Genomic DNA, 15581 nt, shown 5'->3' with positions numbered 1-15581 from the left:
AACCATGAAAGGAAATACCATGATCGAAGTGAATTCATTTGCTGAACTCCGTACCACCAAGCCTTCTGCATCAGGCGAAATCGCATTTCTTAAACGTTATTACGACAAGGATTCAACTTTTAATGGCGGCGGCCGCTTCGCAGGTTTTATTGACACCAAGGGGAAAGCGCCTGCGGATGACAATGGCACCATTGCGGTATCTTCTGCCGGAGATTATTACTGGCAACGTATTATTGATGATGTTTCTACTATCAACATTTTCCATTTTGGCGGTAAGCGCTTACGTGGTTCGGCTTCATTTGATGCAGACAACGGCACGGTTAACCACGACGCCTGCATTAACATGTATCGCTGGGCCAAAAGCTTTGTATCACCGATCGATGATGCGTCCAAAAGCCCTATCCGTGATATCGGTATTCGTTTTCCAGCCGGTAAGTTCATCATTAACCCTGTTGATTTAACCGGTGAGGGTGAACTGCCATTTTTCAATATGTATGGCGACGACTGCGAATATGGCGTTGCGCCCAGAACAATTATTACCTCTGATAAATCTGCTAATACAGTATTCAAGGTTAAAGCGCGACGTACGGCTATTCGCGGTATTTTCTGGGATGGTCAGGCGACCGCCGATACCACTGCAAATACCGGCGCAATTACCTCTGCCATGGTAAGTAATCAGCAGCCATTTTTTCAAAACATCACGATCGAAGGGCAGTATATTAATGTCACCTGTTTTCGCGCAGAAAACACCGGTAACTCCGTGTTCAAGTTTATTGATACGCTTGATACACGACTTGATCAGATCTACTCCAAAAATACCTATAGTCGGGTATTTGACATCACCTGGTCTGATTCAACTCAGGGTAACTGGGACCATTCCACGGCCGTGGAGTTAACCAACTCCAACTTCCAGTATGGTTATGGTGAAGCCACGCTATTTATGCCGCGCGTGGGCCAGGGGCTGATTCGTAATGTGTGGATTGAGCACACGCGATTCCCTGGCGATCTAAGTAATGGTCAGTGGATCATTGATGCGCTGAGCATTGAATCTTCCGTTAACCCGTTAAAGCTCAATTATTCACGCGTATTGATGCGCCAGCTGAGCTTGCAGTCTGGTGCCAGCATTGATACCGAGCGCACCGGTTCTGCGCTGCTTTCAAGCTATGAACATGGCTGGCGGCGTGATGAGAACTATGGCACTGAGATGACCGGCTCAATGAAGGCGGGCTGGTACTCGGGTCATCGCGTGACCAATAACAGTGATACCGATAAGTGGTTCCGCGTGGGTTCGTTTAATTTCCGTCATGCTAACCAGCACTGGCATCTGGAATTTAACGGCAAAACCCTGCGTGATACCGCCACCTCACCAACCGTTAATCCGTTGTTGAGTAATGTTTGCGGTAAGACCCTGATTAACTTCTATCGTGGATCAAGCTCGGTAGGCGGTAATATGCATTTTGAAGGGGATTCAGGCGTAAGCGACTGCTATTTGCTTTCTACTAACGACGGTGCAACCTGTGAAGCATGGGTTAAATTGAAGGCGCAGAGCGGGGATGTCGTGGTTAATCTCATTACCACCGGCCCAACCCACTTTGATGAAGGTCAGAGCTCGCTGTTCTATCCTGATTTTACCGAAGATACGACGTTAAATCTCGAGAACAAAAGTCGTGTGGCGCTGTCAACGGTGATGAATTATCACAATGGCGCAGCTGGCGTTGGTTTTGACGGCAAGGTCGTTACGCTGGCTTCGGAAGTGACTTCGGCACCTGCTGCCTCCGCGACACCAGCGGGGTATATCACCGTTAAGATCAATGGCGTTAACCGCAAGCTCGCGTATTTCTAATCACTTCAAACAGCGTTTATCCCAAGGCGCACTCTTCGGAGTGCGTTTAAATATAAACGTCTTCGGCAATTATCCGTTCTGTGATTTTTTGAAAATAGTAAAGCCAGGGTGAATGACTGACAGTCACTCCCTGGCTATACGTTTGTTTTTTGCGTGTATGAAAAATAAACCGCGTGATGTTAATGCGTTTTTTGGCTGAGTTATAAAAAAGGAAAATTTATGTCTGATATGATTGTTATTTCTCCTCCTGTGGTTACTACGGGCGACAGTAGTGTGATGTATCCCGGTGGTAATGGCGGCGGCGCAGCAGCAGGCGGCCCGCCACCCAATGTAAGATATGCGACAGAATTGCATGGTGGGAGTTATTACCGCAACACCACACCCGTTATAGCGAAAGATTTAAAAGGTAATTTATCTGAGGAAAAGAAATTAGAGAATGCGATGTGGTGGTTTAAGAACTGTGTATTCATTAATATGTGCGAGCTCGCAGCAAGCCCTGTTGCAGAGTTAGCTAAGCGGTTTGACACGCCCGAGCGAATTAATTTCTCCCCTGATAATGGTCCGCCTCAGTTAAGCAACTCTCCTTATGCAATTGCAGCTGCGCTAAGCAATTTTTTATGGGGTAATGGCAGAACAATGAGTGTGGATATCGGTGCACTTTCATTGCAATTTATTCAGGCAGGTAACATCCCTGGTTTCAATGAACGAATGAATGCCATCGGCAACCCGGGACGTCATGATCTGACATTTTCGTTCCCTTATAACACAGCCAGCTCTAATGTGTTTATGCCTTATATTCTGGGCAATATTACGCTGCAACTTGACGGTACTTTTACCCGTAATGCTACCGGAACCTGGTCTTTTGATGGCGTGGTCAGAGCTCAGGCGCCAGATTTATATGATTTCAACGCCAGTACGCACCGAAGTAAAACTAACGAAGACTTGACCACCATCGGTCGATGGATGGGCGAGCGCTTCAACGGTGTGCCTTATAAGATAGAAATTAATGGTGAAACCGCTGTTAAGTTCTAAAAGGTAAACGAGTAAGATTTTCATCCTGTTGCCTGAAGGAGGAGTCATATGAAAGGAGTAGTAAAATTTTTAGTTATGACCGCCATAGCGTCAGGCGTGCTTGCTTTAGCTGCGATGATCGTTCTGATTATCTGGAGCAGACCTTCAAAGGTCAAAGCTTCCGACCTTGAAGCATGTCGCCACTATGATAATCAGGCAATCATGTCAAAGGTTATCAGGGCTAAATCGGGTGACAGGTCTCCGTGGAAAAGCTTCTCTGATGCTCAGGATGTCGCTGAGAAAAGTGGAATGCTTATCGACCCCGATCAGATATCATTTGGTAATGATATTTGGCTGGTTCCTTTCACTCAGCGCACAGGCCAGTCGGTGACCGAGGCGTACTTCGGCATGCTGGACTGTACAACCGATAATGTTGAATTTAGTAAAAAGTGACGCCAACCCTCATTGCTAAGACGGTATCACAAGGCGCATTCCTGGAGTGCGCCTGATGATATTTGCTGCCATAACACGCCTCCCGTTAACGGTTAGCTACGCTGACCCCTCTCTGCATTAAAACAATGCGCTTATTCTCTTCAGTTATCTGCGAAACGGTCTCTTCTTCGTTATCCGGGGTGAAAGTTCAGGCTGGTCCAGCTTGCCTTGCTGCACGCTAAAATGCCCGGCAGCGGCGGTTGTTGTTATCACCGGCGCAAAAGCGCATAAAAAAAGGCCGCTTGCGCGACCTTTTTTGCCAACTGTGCTGGATTACGCTGCTTTCAGCGCTTTCACATCGATGTCTGAACGGAAGATGCCGTGCTTTGATGCCTGCTCTTCAAAGAAATCGTTCAGCGCGCGTACCACGCTTTCACCCTGAATCAGCAGCGTATCTTCAATAGCCTGACCGCTTTTCTTCACGATGTAACTTACTGACCAGCTCATAGGTTGTGCATTCATTTTATTCACTCCGCTTCATGTCATCGCTTATTTCGCCTTACCTTATTAATCGACCACATCACATCGAAACTTTACTGCTTTCTGTAAAATTTCCGCGCCCGCAGCGGCCAGTGTGCCGCGTTACGCTGAACTCAGCTTGCGCCGATTTCTTCTGGCCCGCATTTTGAGTTAGGCTGTTGGCGGGCAGAAAGACCTGCTGAGCGGCATCAGGGTGCGCTAATCAGACCGGGCCTGGGGTCGTTATGGCGGCGAGCAGGCCGTTTATTTTCCAGGGGACGTAAAATGAAAAATGTTGTTCTGAGCATACTGGCGAAAATTTCTAAAATGGATGTCACCACCAAGCAGCTGAGCGCCAGAGTAGAAGCGCAGTCGCTGCTGATCGGCGCGCTGGTGCTGGCTGTAGGGAAAAATGGCGGCGTCATTAATATGATTGAGAGCGTCAACAAGGCGATCAACTCGGTGCTGAACTCAGCGGAAGACGATGCCGGTTTAAAATCAGATGCGGCGATTTTGCTCGGCGAGTTTCAGGAACTGCTGGCGATTTCAAAGCTGATCGAAAGTGAGGATCCTGAAGTCGACCATCAGGAGCTTTCGGCGCTGACCATCGCTGCGGAGGCCGAGCTGGAAAATAAAAAATAGTGGCCGATAGTCCGTTTTCCCTTCATTAAATGTCGCTTTTACCTCGGCGGGCCTTGCCGGACCCGCCGCATTATTCTTGCTCGATCTCCCCTCAGCTAACCTTCGTCACACCTCTGCACTGGCTGGCCAGCCGCATGCGATCGTCTTTCTGTGAAACAGGCGTCACAAAAAAAGGGCGCGCTTCGCTTAAAATTTAAGTAAACTTAAATTTCAGAGTGATTTTTCAGGAGTGTAATATGGCGAGTTTTAACATTTCGATTGAACTGCGTGGGGAAGACGATGCGGCAGCTGACTATCGACGGCTGCGCAGCAAAATGAGCGAGCACGGTTTCAGGCACAGCGTCTCGGATAAAACCGGCACGCATTTTCGTCTGCCGCGTGATGAATATACCTGGTCAGGGTATGCCACGCGCCACGAGGTACTGGATAAAGTCTATCTGATTCTGGTGGAGTTTATTCCCGATCCCGGCGTGATGGTCACCGAAGCGGCCGGACGGGCGTGGCGCGGGCTGAAAGAAATCGATCTCTCGTGACGGTTATCACGGCTGCCGCCTGGCAGCCTGCTGTCATCGCCGGCGTCAGCCGATCGTTTTTTCTGGCGTATCCTCGCCAAAAAAGGGACGGCTCGCCGGGCACGCTGCCGCTTCGGCTGCTATCTTTAACCGGCAGCGAATCCCCCTGAGCGGCGGGGCGCAGAGTCGATATCTGCCTGAGAGCGCAAACAAACATGACCTGGTTTGTTTACCGGGAGGCACCCGGCGCTGCAACTTCAGTTACGCTCTTTATCCGCGTCGTCGGCACCGTAATAGAGCTGGCCGAGTTTGATTAAGGGCCTGCCCTGCGATTTACGATGCAGGTTAGTGTCGCGCAACGAATAGACACAGCCACAATATTCCTGCTGATAGAACTGCTCGCGCTTGCTGATCTCAATCATGCGCGACGAGCCGCCCTGTTTCCGCCAGTTATAGTCCCAGTAAGTCAGGCCATAGCCCGCGGCGGCGCGATGTCCGCAGTCGTTGATCTGCTTCATATCTTTCCAGCGCGAAATGCCCAGCGAGCTGCTGATCACGTTGAAGCCGTGTTCCGCGCCGTACAGCGCGGTGCGCTCGAAGCGCATATCAAAACACATGGTGCAACGCGGACCGCGTTCCGGTTCCCACTCCATGCCTTTGGCACGTTCAAACCAGTTATCGGTATCGTAATCGGCGTCAACGAAGGGCACATTGTGCTTTTCGGCAAAACGAATATTTTCTTCTTTGCGGAGAAGATATTCCTTTTGCGGATGGATATTGGGGTTATAGAAGAAGATGGTGTACTCGATGCCGGAAGCCTGAATGGCTTCCATCACTTCGCCTGAGCAGGGCGCACAGCAGGAGTGCAGCAGCAGTTTTTTTTCACCGGCGGGCAAGGTAAGAAGAGGGCGTTCAAATTCCTGCATGGGATATCCACAAATCGATTAACGGTTAGTGCGCACCATAACAAGAATGGCGGCGAGGGTTAACCGCTAATGTGAGCCTGCTACGGTAAACAGCCTGCTAACGATCGATTATCAGGCATCGCAGAAGCCGGTTTTTTCCAGCAGGCGGCGCGCATAGTCAAGCTCTTCGCTCGACGCACCTTTATTGGCTTCGCGCATCAGGCAGTCGTCATTGTTTAGCATCGGCGGCCGACCGTAGCCCGGTTTGTCATACCATTCCAGCGACCAGCGGTTGGTGTGGCGATAATGATAAATCGTCAGCCAGCGGCTGCAATTAGCCGGATAGCCGCTGAGCACCTCAACTTTTTGCTGCGTTAGCGTGCCCATTAATGAGGACAGAAAGCTAAGAAACTCGGGAACTTTTATCGCGCCGGTGATGGTTATCATAGGGACCTTGCTGGGCAATAGCGCACGCCTCCAAAAAGCGTCGCCTGAAATTCTGAATATTGACTATAGCCGCAAGGGGTAATAATTCCCGTTCCTGATGAATAAAAAGTAAAAAAGTTGACCGGGCGCGCGATTTTTACGCACTGTCAGACCAAAATGGCGGCGTGGCAAAAGAGACGCTCATACCAGATTAATCTGTTTCCTGCGCAAAAGTCCCCCAACTCAACTAAATTAAAGTAAACTTAAATCTCATTTCTCGACAGGGTAAGGGGTACCATATGGCTAGTTATACCATCCGCGTTGAATTACGCGATGCCACGGCAGAGGATTATGAAAACTTGCATGAACGGATGAAACATCATGGCTTCCGGCGCAGCCTGATTTGCAAGCAGGGCAACGTTTACTGGTTGCCGCATGAGGAGTATGTCTGCGTCAGTTTTGATACACGACAGGAGATTCTCGATCGCGCTTTTCAACTGGCCACTGAGGTCAACGTCAATCCGGCAGTGCTGGTCACGGAATCGACCGGCCGCACCTGGCGGGGACTTGAGGCACTGGACTGCCTGTAAAACAGGCACACATTAACCCCACCCGATTACGCGACGCCGCTGGCTAACGTGATCGGGTGGTCTTGCCGCGGAGGCGCACGAACTAACTGGCACCAGGCAGATAAGCGCCGCTGGCAATAAACCACACCAGTAAGCCCACGCCGGCGATAATGATCGCGATGGGAAAAAGCACACCGATACGCATCTCTGTTTCCTTGAGGTTGAACTGCGCGCAACTGGCGCAACGGACCGGAATTATAACGGGTATTGCCGCCCGGCAACAGCGCTTGCCTCCCCCCTTCCACAACAAAAAAAGGGCCACACACCTTGCGGCAGTGGCCAAAAAAACTCTCCCATTCGCGCTGCGGCACATGTTTCCGCATAAACGCATTGATGACAGTACGTCATCGCTGGCGCCACTCACTGAGCAGCGCCAGCGCTGCGGTCCCGGCATCGTCCTGCTAGCAACCATATTAAAGATAACTTAAATAAAATTGCAAGCTTATTGCGCGCTCAATGAAAAAAAGTCAGTGACGGTAATCTGTCGCTACGCCTGAGTCGTGGTTTTTTGCCGATAACGACGATGCTCTATCAGCGTGCCTGCCAGGCTCACCGGCGTTTGATTAGATCGCAGGGAAGGGTAATCGTCATTCAGCTGCACCAGTTCGAACACCTCTTCACCTTCCACCATGCCGCGCGGCCGGTATTTCGCAAACAGCGCTTCGCTGCCGGTGGCGGCCACCACAAAATCACCGGGTATCGGCGTGACCGCCGGGTCGATGATGATGGCATCACCGGCTCGAAATTCCGGCTCCATTGCGTTACCGGTAATGATCAGGGCGAAGGCAGCGCTGGAGAGATCCACATTACTCTGTAGCCAGCTAACCCCTTCAGGCGACTCAAGAAAGGCGGTGCCGCGCCAGTTAGCGGCCTGTTGATAGCTGATAATCGGCACCGCATGCGCGCGCTCCGTCGGACTGGTGGGCAGCATAAACAGATCGCCTTCACCATCAAAAACCCAGGCGGGCGTGCAGCCGAGTGCTGCCGCAACCCGCAGCAGGTTTTCCCCGCGTGGCACGGTTTCATCCTTCTCCCACTGAGAAATCGCGACGTGTGAAACACCGACTTTTGCCGCTAACGCTTTCTGCGTGAGCCGGCATTCTTTGCGTCTCGCCCGAATGCGATCGCCGATAGTTTGTCTGTTCATAGTTAAGTAACCTTAAATGAGCTTGACTTAAGTTTTCTTTAGATAAATAATTTAAGTATTCTTTATCTTTGGCTGGTGCTAATCAGTCAACTGGTTAACGAAGCTGAATTACCCGCTCTTTCACAACGGACATGATGTCCTACAGCCGCCGAACAGGTGGCAATTCTTTGCAGTGATTTCCTGCATTTATAACGTCAGGCCCCGCTACGTCCGTCGCGAGGTGCCTGCACTCTCCCTGATACGTTTTTTTCTCACAATTATGCACCCGTGCTGGCGCCTTGCTTTTGGCGCTGCCTGGTGCGCTATGGCAGTTCATTAGTGACGTCAGGAGGCATCATGACCACATTTTATTGCATCGCCAGCAGCGCTCGCCGTTGCCCGCTTTGTACTCCGCAGGCGCTTTACCTGCCTTATAACCGCACCCGTTTTGGGGCAATACCATGGGCATCAGGATTTCCCTCGCACGCTAAACCACCACGACTTACCCGCACCACCAGACTTTGGCTGATTGTTAACACGCAGAAGCACAAGCAAATGCATGAGCTTCTGAAATGAGGGCGGGTTGTTGTCAACGCGACCGGCTACCCAAGCGGGTATCGCGTTTCTTACGACAACCTCATTTGTGGCAGGTTTTAGCGGAAATAACGATGAGCAAATATCCCTTTTTATCCTTGTTAACGTTTTTTAGCCAAGTCGAAGAGGTGTGGCATGGAAAGTAGTTTGATTACCAGCATCGGCGCACTCCTTCTTGGCGGTAGTGCCGCGGCACTGTTCTGGAAACCCCTGATGGCGGGCTTAGCCACCATCATCACCAGCAATCGGGCAGGAGGTGAAATTATTACCAGCTACAAAGAGCAGGTCGTGTGGCTTAAGGAAGCCAACATCGCGCTCAGAAAAGAGAACGACGATCTGCGCACGCGCCATGAACAGAACATGCGTTGCATCTCCTCACTCGAAACCGATATGCGCCTGATGAAGAACTCGCTTGGCATCCTGCGCACGATGACCGAGGTTGAGCAAAGCGACAAGTTCAGTAAGGAGATCAATCGTTTAATCACCACTCTGGAGACTATCAGCGATGACAACTGCTAACGATTTACTACGGCCCAAAAACTTCAGGCGCAACATCATACTCGGCTGCATTCTGCTGATTGCCGCGGTGTTCTGCGTGGTAATGACGGTAATTTTTGCCTACGTCAGTAATCAGGCAAACCAACAGCTGGACAGCATTCGTAAGGATTATCGTGAAGCGGCGATGCGCCGCGAAGCCAAGGTCGATGCGGTATCAGAACAGGTAAAGCAATTACAGCACAAACTGGATGTGCTGCCGAACCGGACGGCGGACATGACGGCAGATAAAGTCAAGTCGGTGGTTAAGGAAGAAAACGCCCGTTAAGCACCTTGGCAGTGGCGTTTATGTTGTCACTGCCTGTTTTACCCCCCCAAGGAATTAGCCATGAATGTTACCCCTTTAATCTGGAGCGCTTTTAACGCGCTGCTTTTCTTTAAAAAGACGCAGGAGTCTACTATGTCCGATATCAATGCAGTTACCCCAAATACCGCCGCAAACCCTGAGCAAAATCTGGTCGATTCGGCAGCGGTACAAAGTGCGCAACCCGCCGCGACAGCGGCAGAAACGCCCACTGAGGCCAGCCCACGCGACCCGATGTTTGATGCTCCGCCCGCGCGTACGATTGACGCTGTCGAAGAGGCGTCAACCGCCGCACCGGCGGCCACCGCGCCAGCCGAAAAAGCTACCGATGCCGCCGATGCCGTCAGCGCCGCACCGCTGGAAGCCACACCAGCCGCGCCGAAAGCGGTAACCGCTGCGCCAGTAGATGTTGCCGCTGAGCCAGCCGCACCTAATGCTGATGCTGCGCCCGCTGAACCGGCCGATGTCGTGGCAACTGCCAGCGCCGCGCCGGAAGCGGTAACCGCTGCGCCGGTCGATGTTGCCGCTGAGCCAGCCGCGTCCAATGCTGATGCTGCGCCCGCTGAACCGGCTAATGTCGTCGAAACTGCCAGCGCCGCGCCAGAAGCGGTAACCGCTGCGCCAGCCGATGTTGCCGCTGAGCCAGCCGCGCCTAATGCTGATGCTGCGCCCGCTGAACCGGCCGATGTCGCCGCAACCACCAGCGCCGCACCCGCTGAAGCCGCACCGGCCGCACCGATTGAGATCCCTCCGGCGCTCAGCAGCACGCCGACGGCGGATAACGCGGTAGCTTATCCGTCTGAAGCGGATGAGCAGCAGAGCGTGCACGACGCGGTAACCGCAGGCGTGAATGATTTTGAACAGGCGTTTGATTTTGTTGAGCAAGGCATTGCCCGGCTGGGGCAGGCGGCTAAAGATGAACTGAAGCTGCTGGCGAAGAAGTATCTGTAAGTCATGAACCGGCCCGCGATGGCGGGCCGGTGAACAGCTCGGTTATACGTTACCCACGCTGGCACTGGTGATATCAGTCGGCGAGGTCGCCGCCAGACCAGGTACCAGAATCACCTTGCGACAATCCTCTTTACGCTTCTCAAAAATTTTATACGCCTCTGCCGCATCGTTAAGCGGCAGATGATGCGTCACGATCTCTTCGGGCGTTAGCAGCCCTTTTTCAATCAGCGCCAGCAATTCCGGCAGATAGGCGTGCACGTGCGTCTGACCCATTTTAAAGGTCAGACCTTTATCGAAGGCGTCGCCAAACAGGAAGCCGTGAATAAATCCGGCATAAACGCCCGGCACGCTGACGATGCCGCCGCGACGTACTGCGGCAATACACTGGCGTAGCGCTTTGCCGCTGCTGCCTTCCAGTTTCAGGTTGGTCAAAATGGTTTCGGTGGTGCTGCCTTTGGCCTCAAAGCCCACTGCATCAATCACCGCATCAACGCCGCGATTGCCCGCGGTGTGTTCGATGATCGCTTCTGCCGGATCGTCAATTTCATCAAAGTTGATCGGGATAACACCGTAACGCTGCTGAGCAAACTGCAGGCGATACGGGTGATGATCGACCATAAAGATCTGTTCCGCACCGGCATAGCGGGCGCAGGCGGCAGCCAGCAGGCCAACCGGTCCGGCACCAAAAATGGCCAGGCTGGAGCCTTTGCTCACCTGGGCATTTTTTACCGCCTGCCAGGCAGTGGGCAGGATATCGGTCAGGAACAACACCTTATCGTCTGACAACGTCTGCGGCACTTTGAACGGGCCGGTGTTGGCTTTCGGTACGCGCACGTATTCCGCCTGGCCGCCCGGCACGCCGCCGTAAAGGTGACTGAAGCCAAACAGCGCCGCCGGAGGTGGAATCTGCTTTTTATTGATGATAGCGCCACGGCCGCTGTTGGTGTTTTCACAGGCAGCAAACTGATCGAGATGGCAGAAGAAACATTCGCCGCAGGCGATAACAAAAGGAATGATGACGCGATCGCCTTTCTGTACCGCGGTGACATCGCGGCCGGTTTCCACTACTTCGCCCATGAACTCATGGCCAAAAATATCACCGTGTTTGGTCTGTGGAATTTTGCCGCGATAAAGGTGCAGATCGGATCCACAAATCGCCGTGGCGGTAACGCGAAGAATAATGTCGTCCTGCGCTTCAATAATTGGATCGGCAACATTATCAACGCTGACATTGTGCGGACCATGATAGGTCAATGCTTTCACGAATACGCTCCTGTAGCACAAAGGGGAGTCTATTAGTGTAGCCAGGCTCCGGCAGACGTTTTGATTTCTACTGTATAAATAAACAAGCGTAACGGCTTCCGATTATTCTTAAGGACGAAACGGGATTATCCGCTACGCTTTAAAAGGTAGTCAGGATTTTTATCCAATATTCAACCAGAGGGAAACGAGCATGAGTGATGAAATCGAAGTAACACCGAAAACGAAAACCGATTATCTGCGTGACGTCGCTTCACAGTTGAAAGAGATGCGCCACTACGCAGAGAACAACACCAAGGCGCTCTCTTCTCAGTATCTGGCTTTCGAAGCCGGCGAATACAAAGATGATGAATTCGCGGGACGCATCAATACACTGCTGAATGAGCAGGGCAAACTGATGGAAGATATTCATGTCCTGATTGAGGACCTGGAGATTTCCGTCAATCGCAGCGAGCAGGAAGGCTAAGCCGCTGACTGATACAGTTTGATACAGAAAAATAAAACGGCCCGCAGAACAGTGCGGGCCGTTTTTTTGCTTATTCTGCCACCAGCCACATATCGGCTTCTTCAAACATCTCTTCAATGATGCGCGCCATAATGGCCTTGTCACCTTTGCTGGCGTCGGTATCAATCGCGTTACGCTGCATCGGCTTTACTTTCACTTCCATCGCCGGAAAGACGCGCTGAATGCGCCTGGTCAGCTCTTCTAAAATCATCTCATTTGCGCCGGGCAACCCTGCCACGTTGCGCTTATCGTAAACCAGTTCCACAAACATTTTTATTGCCCTTATTGAGACACGCTTTCATTGCATATCATAATACTGGTTGCGTATACAGTATCAAGTAAAAAACGCCGTGGCTCGGGGTTTATCACGTGAAGGTTGTATATCGGGCGACTATTTGGCAGATTGTGGAAATTATTTCATAGCGCAATTGCTACAGGGAAAACCCATGAAACAACTGGTCGTCGACATCTTATTGAAGCTGGCAAAAATGGATGTTGATACAAAAGAGCTCACCGCGCAGGTCGAAGCGCAATCACTGCTAATTGCGGCGCTGCTGATCAACGCCAGAAACACCAACGATCAGAGTATTTCCGACACCGTTCAGGATGCGATTGTCACCGCGTCGCGCTCCTCCACTGATTTTCTGCAAACCGATGTCGATCTGCTTCTGACCCACGTCAACCGCCTGCTCGCCGTCACCAGCTACGTCGAAAGCAAAACCGCCTGACGTCGGGCTACCTCTGGTAGTGAAAACTGCCGCACCTCCAGAGGCCGCTTCACTTTACAGCTCGTTCTTACGGCAGAACTCTTCCCACGTCATGCCCAGCGCTTCAGCATGCGATTTCAGATAGGCTTCAATCGCTTCGGCGGCCACCGCTTTGTCCGGCTCGGCCAGCTGAATAGAAAACAGCATTGCATCCTGCTTCTTCTGCCGTAAAAAGGCGGCGTAAATCCGATCGGCCTGCAAATCACGCAGCTGACGCAGCGACATGCCAGCGGTGCGGGCATCGGATTCGGTCAGCTGCTCGAGCGCCTGCTGAAAATCGGGCTGCGCGGATAAAAACATACTGCGCGCAAGGACGTAATACTCTTCGGGGGTTTTCATTACCTGCTCCTGAAAATGGGCGTGCGCCCAGTGTAACTGCTATCGTTGATGCTGTCAGGCGCCCGGAAGCCGTGTGCGGCTTGCATAACCGGTGAGAAAAATTATAACGTAGCGGCCATCGCATTGATGGTTAGGGATTGAAGATGAAAAAGTGGATGTTACTGAGCGCGCTGGCGCTGGGCGGCTGTGCGCAAATCACTGATTATCAGCAGGCGGTAAAGACGCCGGCACCGGCTAATTTGCAGGGCAACTGGCAGACGTTTGGCCCGCAAAGCGGCCTGCGCAGTGATAAAGCGATCGGCAGCCTGATTGTCAACGCGTCCGGCGATACGCTGGATTGCCGTCAGTGGCAGCGCGTGATCGCAAAACCAGGTAAGTTAACCCAGCTGAACGGTGATTATGTTAACGTGACCCGCCAGCTGCGCGTGATGCCACTGGAGCAGGAAGGCAGCGAGCTCCATTACGACGGCCTGACGTTGCGTAAAGTCGAGCGGCCAACGGTGGAGTGCCAGCAGGCGCTGCAGATGGCAGAGCAGGATGCCAAAGTGCAGGTGATTCAGAATATTGAGCCGGAAAGCCTGAAAACGCGGATTACCCAGGCCACCGAAGCGAAGCCAGCGGCTGCACAAGTCGAAAAATAACCGTAAAAAAGGGCGCATGGGTTGCGCCCTTTTTTGTTTGTTGCTTCAGCCCATTTTAGTCCGCTTTTACCCAGACGCTTACGCTGCCGCCGTTACAGCGGAACTGTCCATTGCCCGCCTCATCACACTGCACCAGATCATCGCGATGGCCGAGATAATCGCGCCACTGCGTATTGGCAAAGCCGTCACCCAGCGCCACGGTTTTTTCGCCTTCGTCGCCGTTGGAGAGCACCACCACGCAGCCCGGCTGTTCAGCGGTGCCGCTGCGGCTGAACGCCACGCAGTTTGGATGATCGAAATAGTTGGTCTGCACGCCGTGCGCATACTGCTGGCGCGCGCGAATCAACGCTTCCAGTTCCGGTATCACCGGCATCTCCACCTGATGTGTTTCACCGTCGCTGCCTTCGTCGCCATAGCTGGCGCCAAACAGGTCGGGATAAAACACGGTAGGCACACCTTGTTCACGCAGCAGAATCAGCGCATAGGCCAGCGGCTTAAACCAGGGTTCCACCGGCGCTTCCAGCGACTGCAACGGCTGCGTATCGTGGTTGGCGACAATGGTCACCGCATGGAACGGATCGCGCTCTACCAGCGTATTATCAAAGATGGTGCTCATGTCGTAAGAGGAGCCTGACTTTGATGCCTGATGAAAATTCATCTGCAGCGGCGCATCAAAGAGCATGGTTTTGCCTTCAACCTGATGGATATAGTTCATCAGCGTGTCGGTGTCGTGCGACCAATATTCGGCCACGATAAACATCGGGTCCTGGGCGACGTCCTGAATGTGATCGATCCACTCTTTATAGAACCAGGCCGGAATGTGCTTCACCGCATCCAGACGAAAACCGGTGCACGGCAGCTGTTCCATCATCCAGCGCGCCCAGTATTTCAGCTCTTCGGTCACCGCGGTGTTGCGGAAATCGATGTTGGCACCCATCAAATAGTCGAAGTTGCCCAGCTCGCCGTCGACCTGATCGTTCCAGCCGTCGCCGGTATAATCATTGACGATCTTAAACAGGCCGTTTTCATCCGGGTTTTCGATATGGTCAACGCCGTTGAAGCATTTGTAGTCCCAGACAAATTTTGAATACTGGCCATCACGCACCGGGAAAGAGAACTTCGTCCAGGCTTCCGCCACGATCTCTTCGCTGCTAATTTCTTCGCGGTTGTCAGGATTGACGCGGTTGACCGCCATGGTCTCTTTTTCGTCAGCGCCCATTTTATGGTTGAGCACCACGTCCATGATCACGCCAACATTATGCTGGCGCAGTTTATCCACCGCGTTGAGTAATTGCGCTTTGTCGCCATATTTGGTGGCCTGGCTGCCTTTTTGATCAAACTCGCCAAGGTCAAACAGATCGTAGGTATCATAACCGACTGAATAGCCGCCTGATTCCCCTTTATAGGCCGGTGGCAGCCAAACCGCGCTGATACCAATTTCTCCTAGCCAGGCCGCGCGTTCCGCAGCTTCAGGCCAGAGTTTGCCGCCATCCGGATAATACCAGTGGAAAAACTGCAACAACGTGGGGTTTTGCATCTCCGTGCTCCAATGTGTCTGCCTGAGAATTGAAGTATGGAGGAGGTTAAGCGAAACGCGCGGTTTAGCAGAAATATATTTCT

22 protein-coding genes are annotated in these 15581 nt (G+C 52.3%); 13 read left to right on the top strand and 9 right to left on the bottom strand.

Annotated features, from left to right (window positions below; genetic code table 11):
• The first annotated feature begins 19 nt into the window (after positions 1-19).
• The 3 genes from EM595_RS10955 (at position 20) to EM595_RS10945 (ending at position 3307) form a co-directional block, all read left to right on the top strand.
• Complete coding sequence (locus tag EM595_RS10955; protein ID WP_067431673.1) at positions 20-1843, top strand: putative phage tail protein; 1824 nt, start codon at positions 20-22, stop codon at positions 1841-1843.
• A 219-nt stretch (positions 1844-2062) separates the two neighbouring features.
• A complete protein-coding gene (locus tag EM595_RS10950) occupies positions 2063-2875 on the top strand; it encodes a lipid II-degrading bacteriocin (protein ID WP_067431670.1) in 813 nt (270 codons plus the stop codon).
• Positions 2876-2923: 48 nt separating this feature from the next.
• Positions 2924-3307 carry a hypothetical protein gene (locus EM595_RS10945; protein WP_067431667.1) on the top strand — a complete coding sequence of 128 codons (384 nt, stop codon included), beginning with the start codon at positions 2924-2926 and terminating at the stop codon, positions 3305-3307.
• Positions 3308-3619: 312 nt separating this feature from the next.
• Here the strand turns inward: EM595_RS10945 and EM595_RS21100 are convergent, their stop codons facing one another.
• Complete coding sequence (locus tag EM595_RS21100) at positions 3620-3808, bottom strand: hypothetical protein (protein ID WP_157883873.1); 189 nt, start codon at positions 3806-3808, stop codon at positions 3620-3622.
• A 282-nt stretch (positions 3809-4090) separates the two neighbouring features.
• On the opposite strand from EM595_RS21100, the gene iraP (EM595_RS10940) reads away from it, so the two are divergent.
• Positions 4091-4447: an anti-adapter protein IraP gene (gene iraP, locus EM595_RS10940; RefSeq protein WP_067431664.1), complete on the top strand. Its 357-nt coding sequence runs from the start codon at positions 4091-4093 to the stop codon at positions 4445-4447.
• A gap of 236 nt (positions 4448-4683) precedes the next feature.
• A complete protein-coding gene (locus EM595_RS10935; protein ID WP_067431661.1) occupies positions 4684-4980 on the top strand; it encodes a hypothetical protein in 297 nt (98 codons plus the stop codon).
• 236 nt (positions 4981-5216) lie between these two features.
• Here EM595_RS10935 and EM595_RS10930 read toward each other — a convergent pair whose 3' ends face one another.
• Together EM595_RS10930 and EM595_RS10925 are read right to left on the bottom strand one after the other, a co-directional pair.
• Positions 5217-5885, bottom strand: a complete 669-nt coding sequence (locus tag EM595_RS10930) for an epoxyqueuosine reductase QueH (protein ID WP_067431657.1) — start codon at positions 5883-5885, stop codon at positions 5217-5219.
• Positions 5886-5996: 111 nt separating this feature from the next.
• Positions 5997-6311, bottom strand: coding sequence for a hypothetical protein (locus EM595_RS10925; protein WP_067431654.1), 315 nt, complete (start codon positions 6309-6311; stop codon positions 5997-5999).
• Positions 6312-6589: 278 nt separating this feature from the next.
• Here EM595_RS10925 and EM595_RS10920 point away from each other — a divergent pair, with 278 nt between their 5' ends.
• Positions 6590-6880, top strand: coding sequence for a type V toxin-antitoxin system endoribonuclease antitoxin GhoS (locus EM595_RS10920; RefSeq protein WP_067431651.1), 291 nt, complete (start codon positions 6590-6592; stop codon positions 6878-6880).
• Between the two features lie 82 nt (positions 6881-6962).
• Here the strand turns inward: EM595_RS10920 and EM595_RS21095 are convergent, their stop codons facing one another.
• Together EM595_RS21095 and EM595_RS10915 are read right to left on the bottom strand one after the other, a co-directional pair.
• Positions 6963-7064: a YoaK family small membrane protein gene (locus EM595_RS21095; protein WP_157883872.1), complete on the bottom strand. Its 102-nt coding sequence runs from the start codon at positions 7062-7064 to the stop codon at positions 6963-6965.
• A 342-nt stretch (positions 7065-7406) separates the two neighbouring features.
• Complete coding sequence (locus EM595_RS10915) at positions 7407-8066, bottom strand: type II toxin-antitoxin system RelB family anti-toxin (RefSeq protein WP_067431649.1); 660 nt, start codon at positions 8064-8066, stop codon at positions 7407-7409.
• Between the two features lie 336 nt (positions 8067-8402).
• On the opposite strand from EM595_RS10915, the gene EM595_RS21090 reads away from it, so the two are divergent.
• The 4 genes from EM595_RS21090 (at position 8403) to EM595_RS10900 (ending at position 10449) form a co-directional block, all read left to right on the top strand.
• The gene (locus EM595_RS21090; protein WP_157883871.1) at positions 8403-8621 is read left to right on the top strand and encodes a hypothetical protein; all 219 of its coding nucleotides are present in this window, start codon (positions 8403-8405) and stop codon (positions 8619-8621) included.
• Positions 8622-8774: 153 nt separating this feature from the next.
• Complete coding sequence (locus EM595_RS10910; RefSeq protein WP_067431647.1) at positions 8775-9158, top strand: hypothetical protein; 384 nt, start codon at positions 8775-8777, stop codon at positions 9156-9158.
• Entirely contained in the window at positions 9145-9462 is a 318-nt protein-coding gene (locus tag EM595_RS10905; protein ID WP_067431643.1) for a hypothetical protein, read from the top strand. The genes EM595_RS10910 and EM595_RS10905 overlap by 14 nt, the downstream gene beginning before the upstream one ends.
• A 132-nt stretch (positions 9463-9594) precedes the next feature.
• The gene (locus tag EM595_RS10900) at positions 9595-10449 is read left to right on the top strand and encodes a hypothetical protein (RefSeq protein ID WP_157883870.1); all 855 of its coding nucleotides are present in this window, start codon (positions 9595-9597) and stop codon (positions 10447-10449) included.
• A 42-nt stretch (positions 10450-10491) separates the two neighbouring features.
• Here the strand turns inward: EM595_RS10900 and EM595_RS10895 are convergent, their stop codons facing one another.
• Complete coding sequence (locus EM595_RS10895) at positions 10492-11712, bottom strand: zinc-dependent alcohol dehydrogenase (RefSeq protein ID WP_067431637.1); 1221 nt, start codon at positions 11710-11712, stop codon at positions 10492-10494.
• A gap of 190 nt (positions 11713-11902) precedes the next feature.
• Here EM595_RS10895 and EM595_RS10890 point away from each other — a divergent pair, with 190 nt between their 5' ends.
• A complete protein-coding gene (locus EM595_RS10890) occupies positions 11903-12175 on the top strand; it encodes a hypothetical protein (protein ID WP_067431635.1) in 273 nt (90 codons plus the stop codon).
• A 70-nt stretch (positions 12176-12245) separates the two neighbouring features.
• On the opposite strand, the gene EM595_RS10885 is transcribed toward EM595_RS10890, so the two are convergent.
• Positions 12246-12485, bottom strand: a complete 240-nt coding sequence (locus EM595_RS10885) for a DinI-like family protein (RefSeq protein ID WP_067431632.1) — start codon at positions 12483-12485, stop codon at positions 12246-12248.
• Between the two features lie 175 nt (positions 12486-12660).
• Between EM595_RS10885 and iraP (EM595_RS10880) the strand changes: the two genes are divergently transcribed.
• Positions 12661-12942, top strand: coding sequence for an anti-adapter protein IraP (iraP, locus tag EM595_RS10880; protein WP_067431629.1), 282 nt, complete (start codon positions 12661-12663; stop codon positions 12940-12942).
• Positions 12943-12996: 54 nt separating this feature from the next.
• On the opposite strand, the gene EM595_RS10875 is transcribed toward iraP (EM595_RS10880), so the two are convergent.
• Positions 12997-13320 carry a DUF6388 family protein gene (locus EM595_RS10875; protein ID WP_067431627.1) on the bottom strand — a complete coding sequence of 108 codons (324 nt, stop codon included), beginning with the start codon at positions 13318-13320 and terminating at the stop codon, positions 12997-12999.
• 143 nt (positions 13321-13463) lie between these two features.
• Here EM595_RS10875 and yedD point away from each other — a divergent pair, with 143 nt between their 5' ends.
• Positions 13464-13961, top strand: a complete 498-nt coding sequence (gene yedD, locus EM595_RS10870) for a lipoprotein YedD (protein ID WP_067431624.1) — start codon at positions 13464-13466, stop codon at positions 13959-13961.
• A gap of 55 nt (positions 13962-14016) precedes the next feature.
• On the opposite strand, the gene amyA is transcribed toward yedD, so the two are convergent.
• A complete protein-coding gene (amyA, locus tag EM595_RS10865; RefSeq protein WP_067431621.1) occupies positions 14017-15498 on the bottom strand; it encodes an alpha-amylase in 1482 nt (493 codons plus the stop codon).
• Positions 15499-15581 lie beyond the last annotated feature (83 nt).

The organism is Duffyella gerundensis (assembly GCF_001517405.1).
GTDB lineage: Bacteria > Pseudomonadota > Gammaproteobacteria > Enterobacterales > Enterobacteriaceae > Duffyella > Duffyella gerundensis.
Note: the sequence above shows the minus strand (reverse complement) of the source record. Positions and strands in the feature narration are given on the sequence as shown.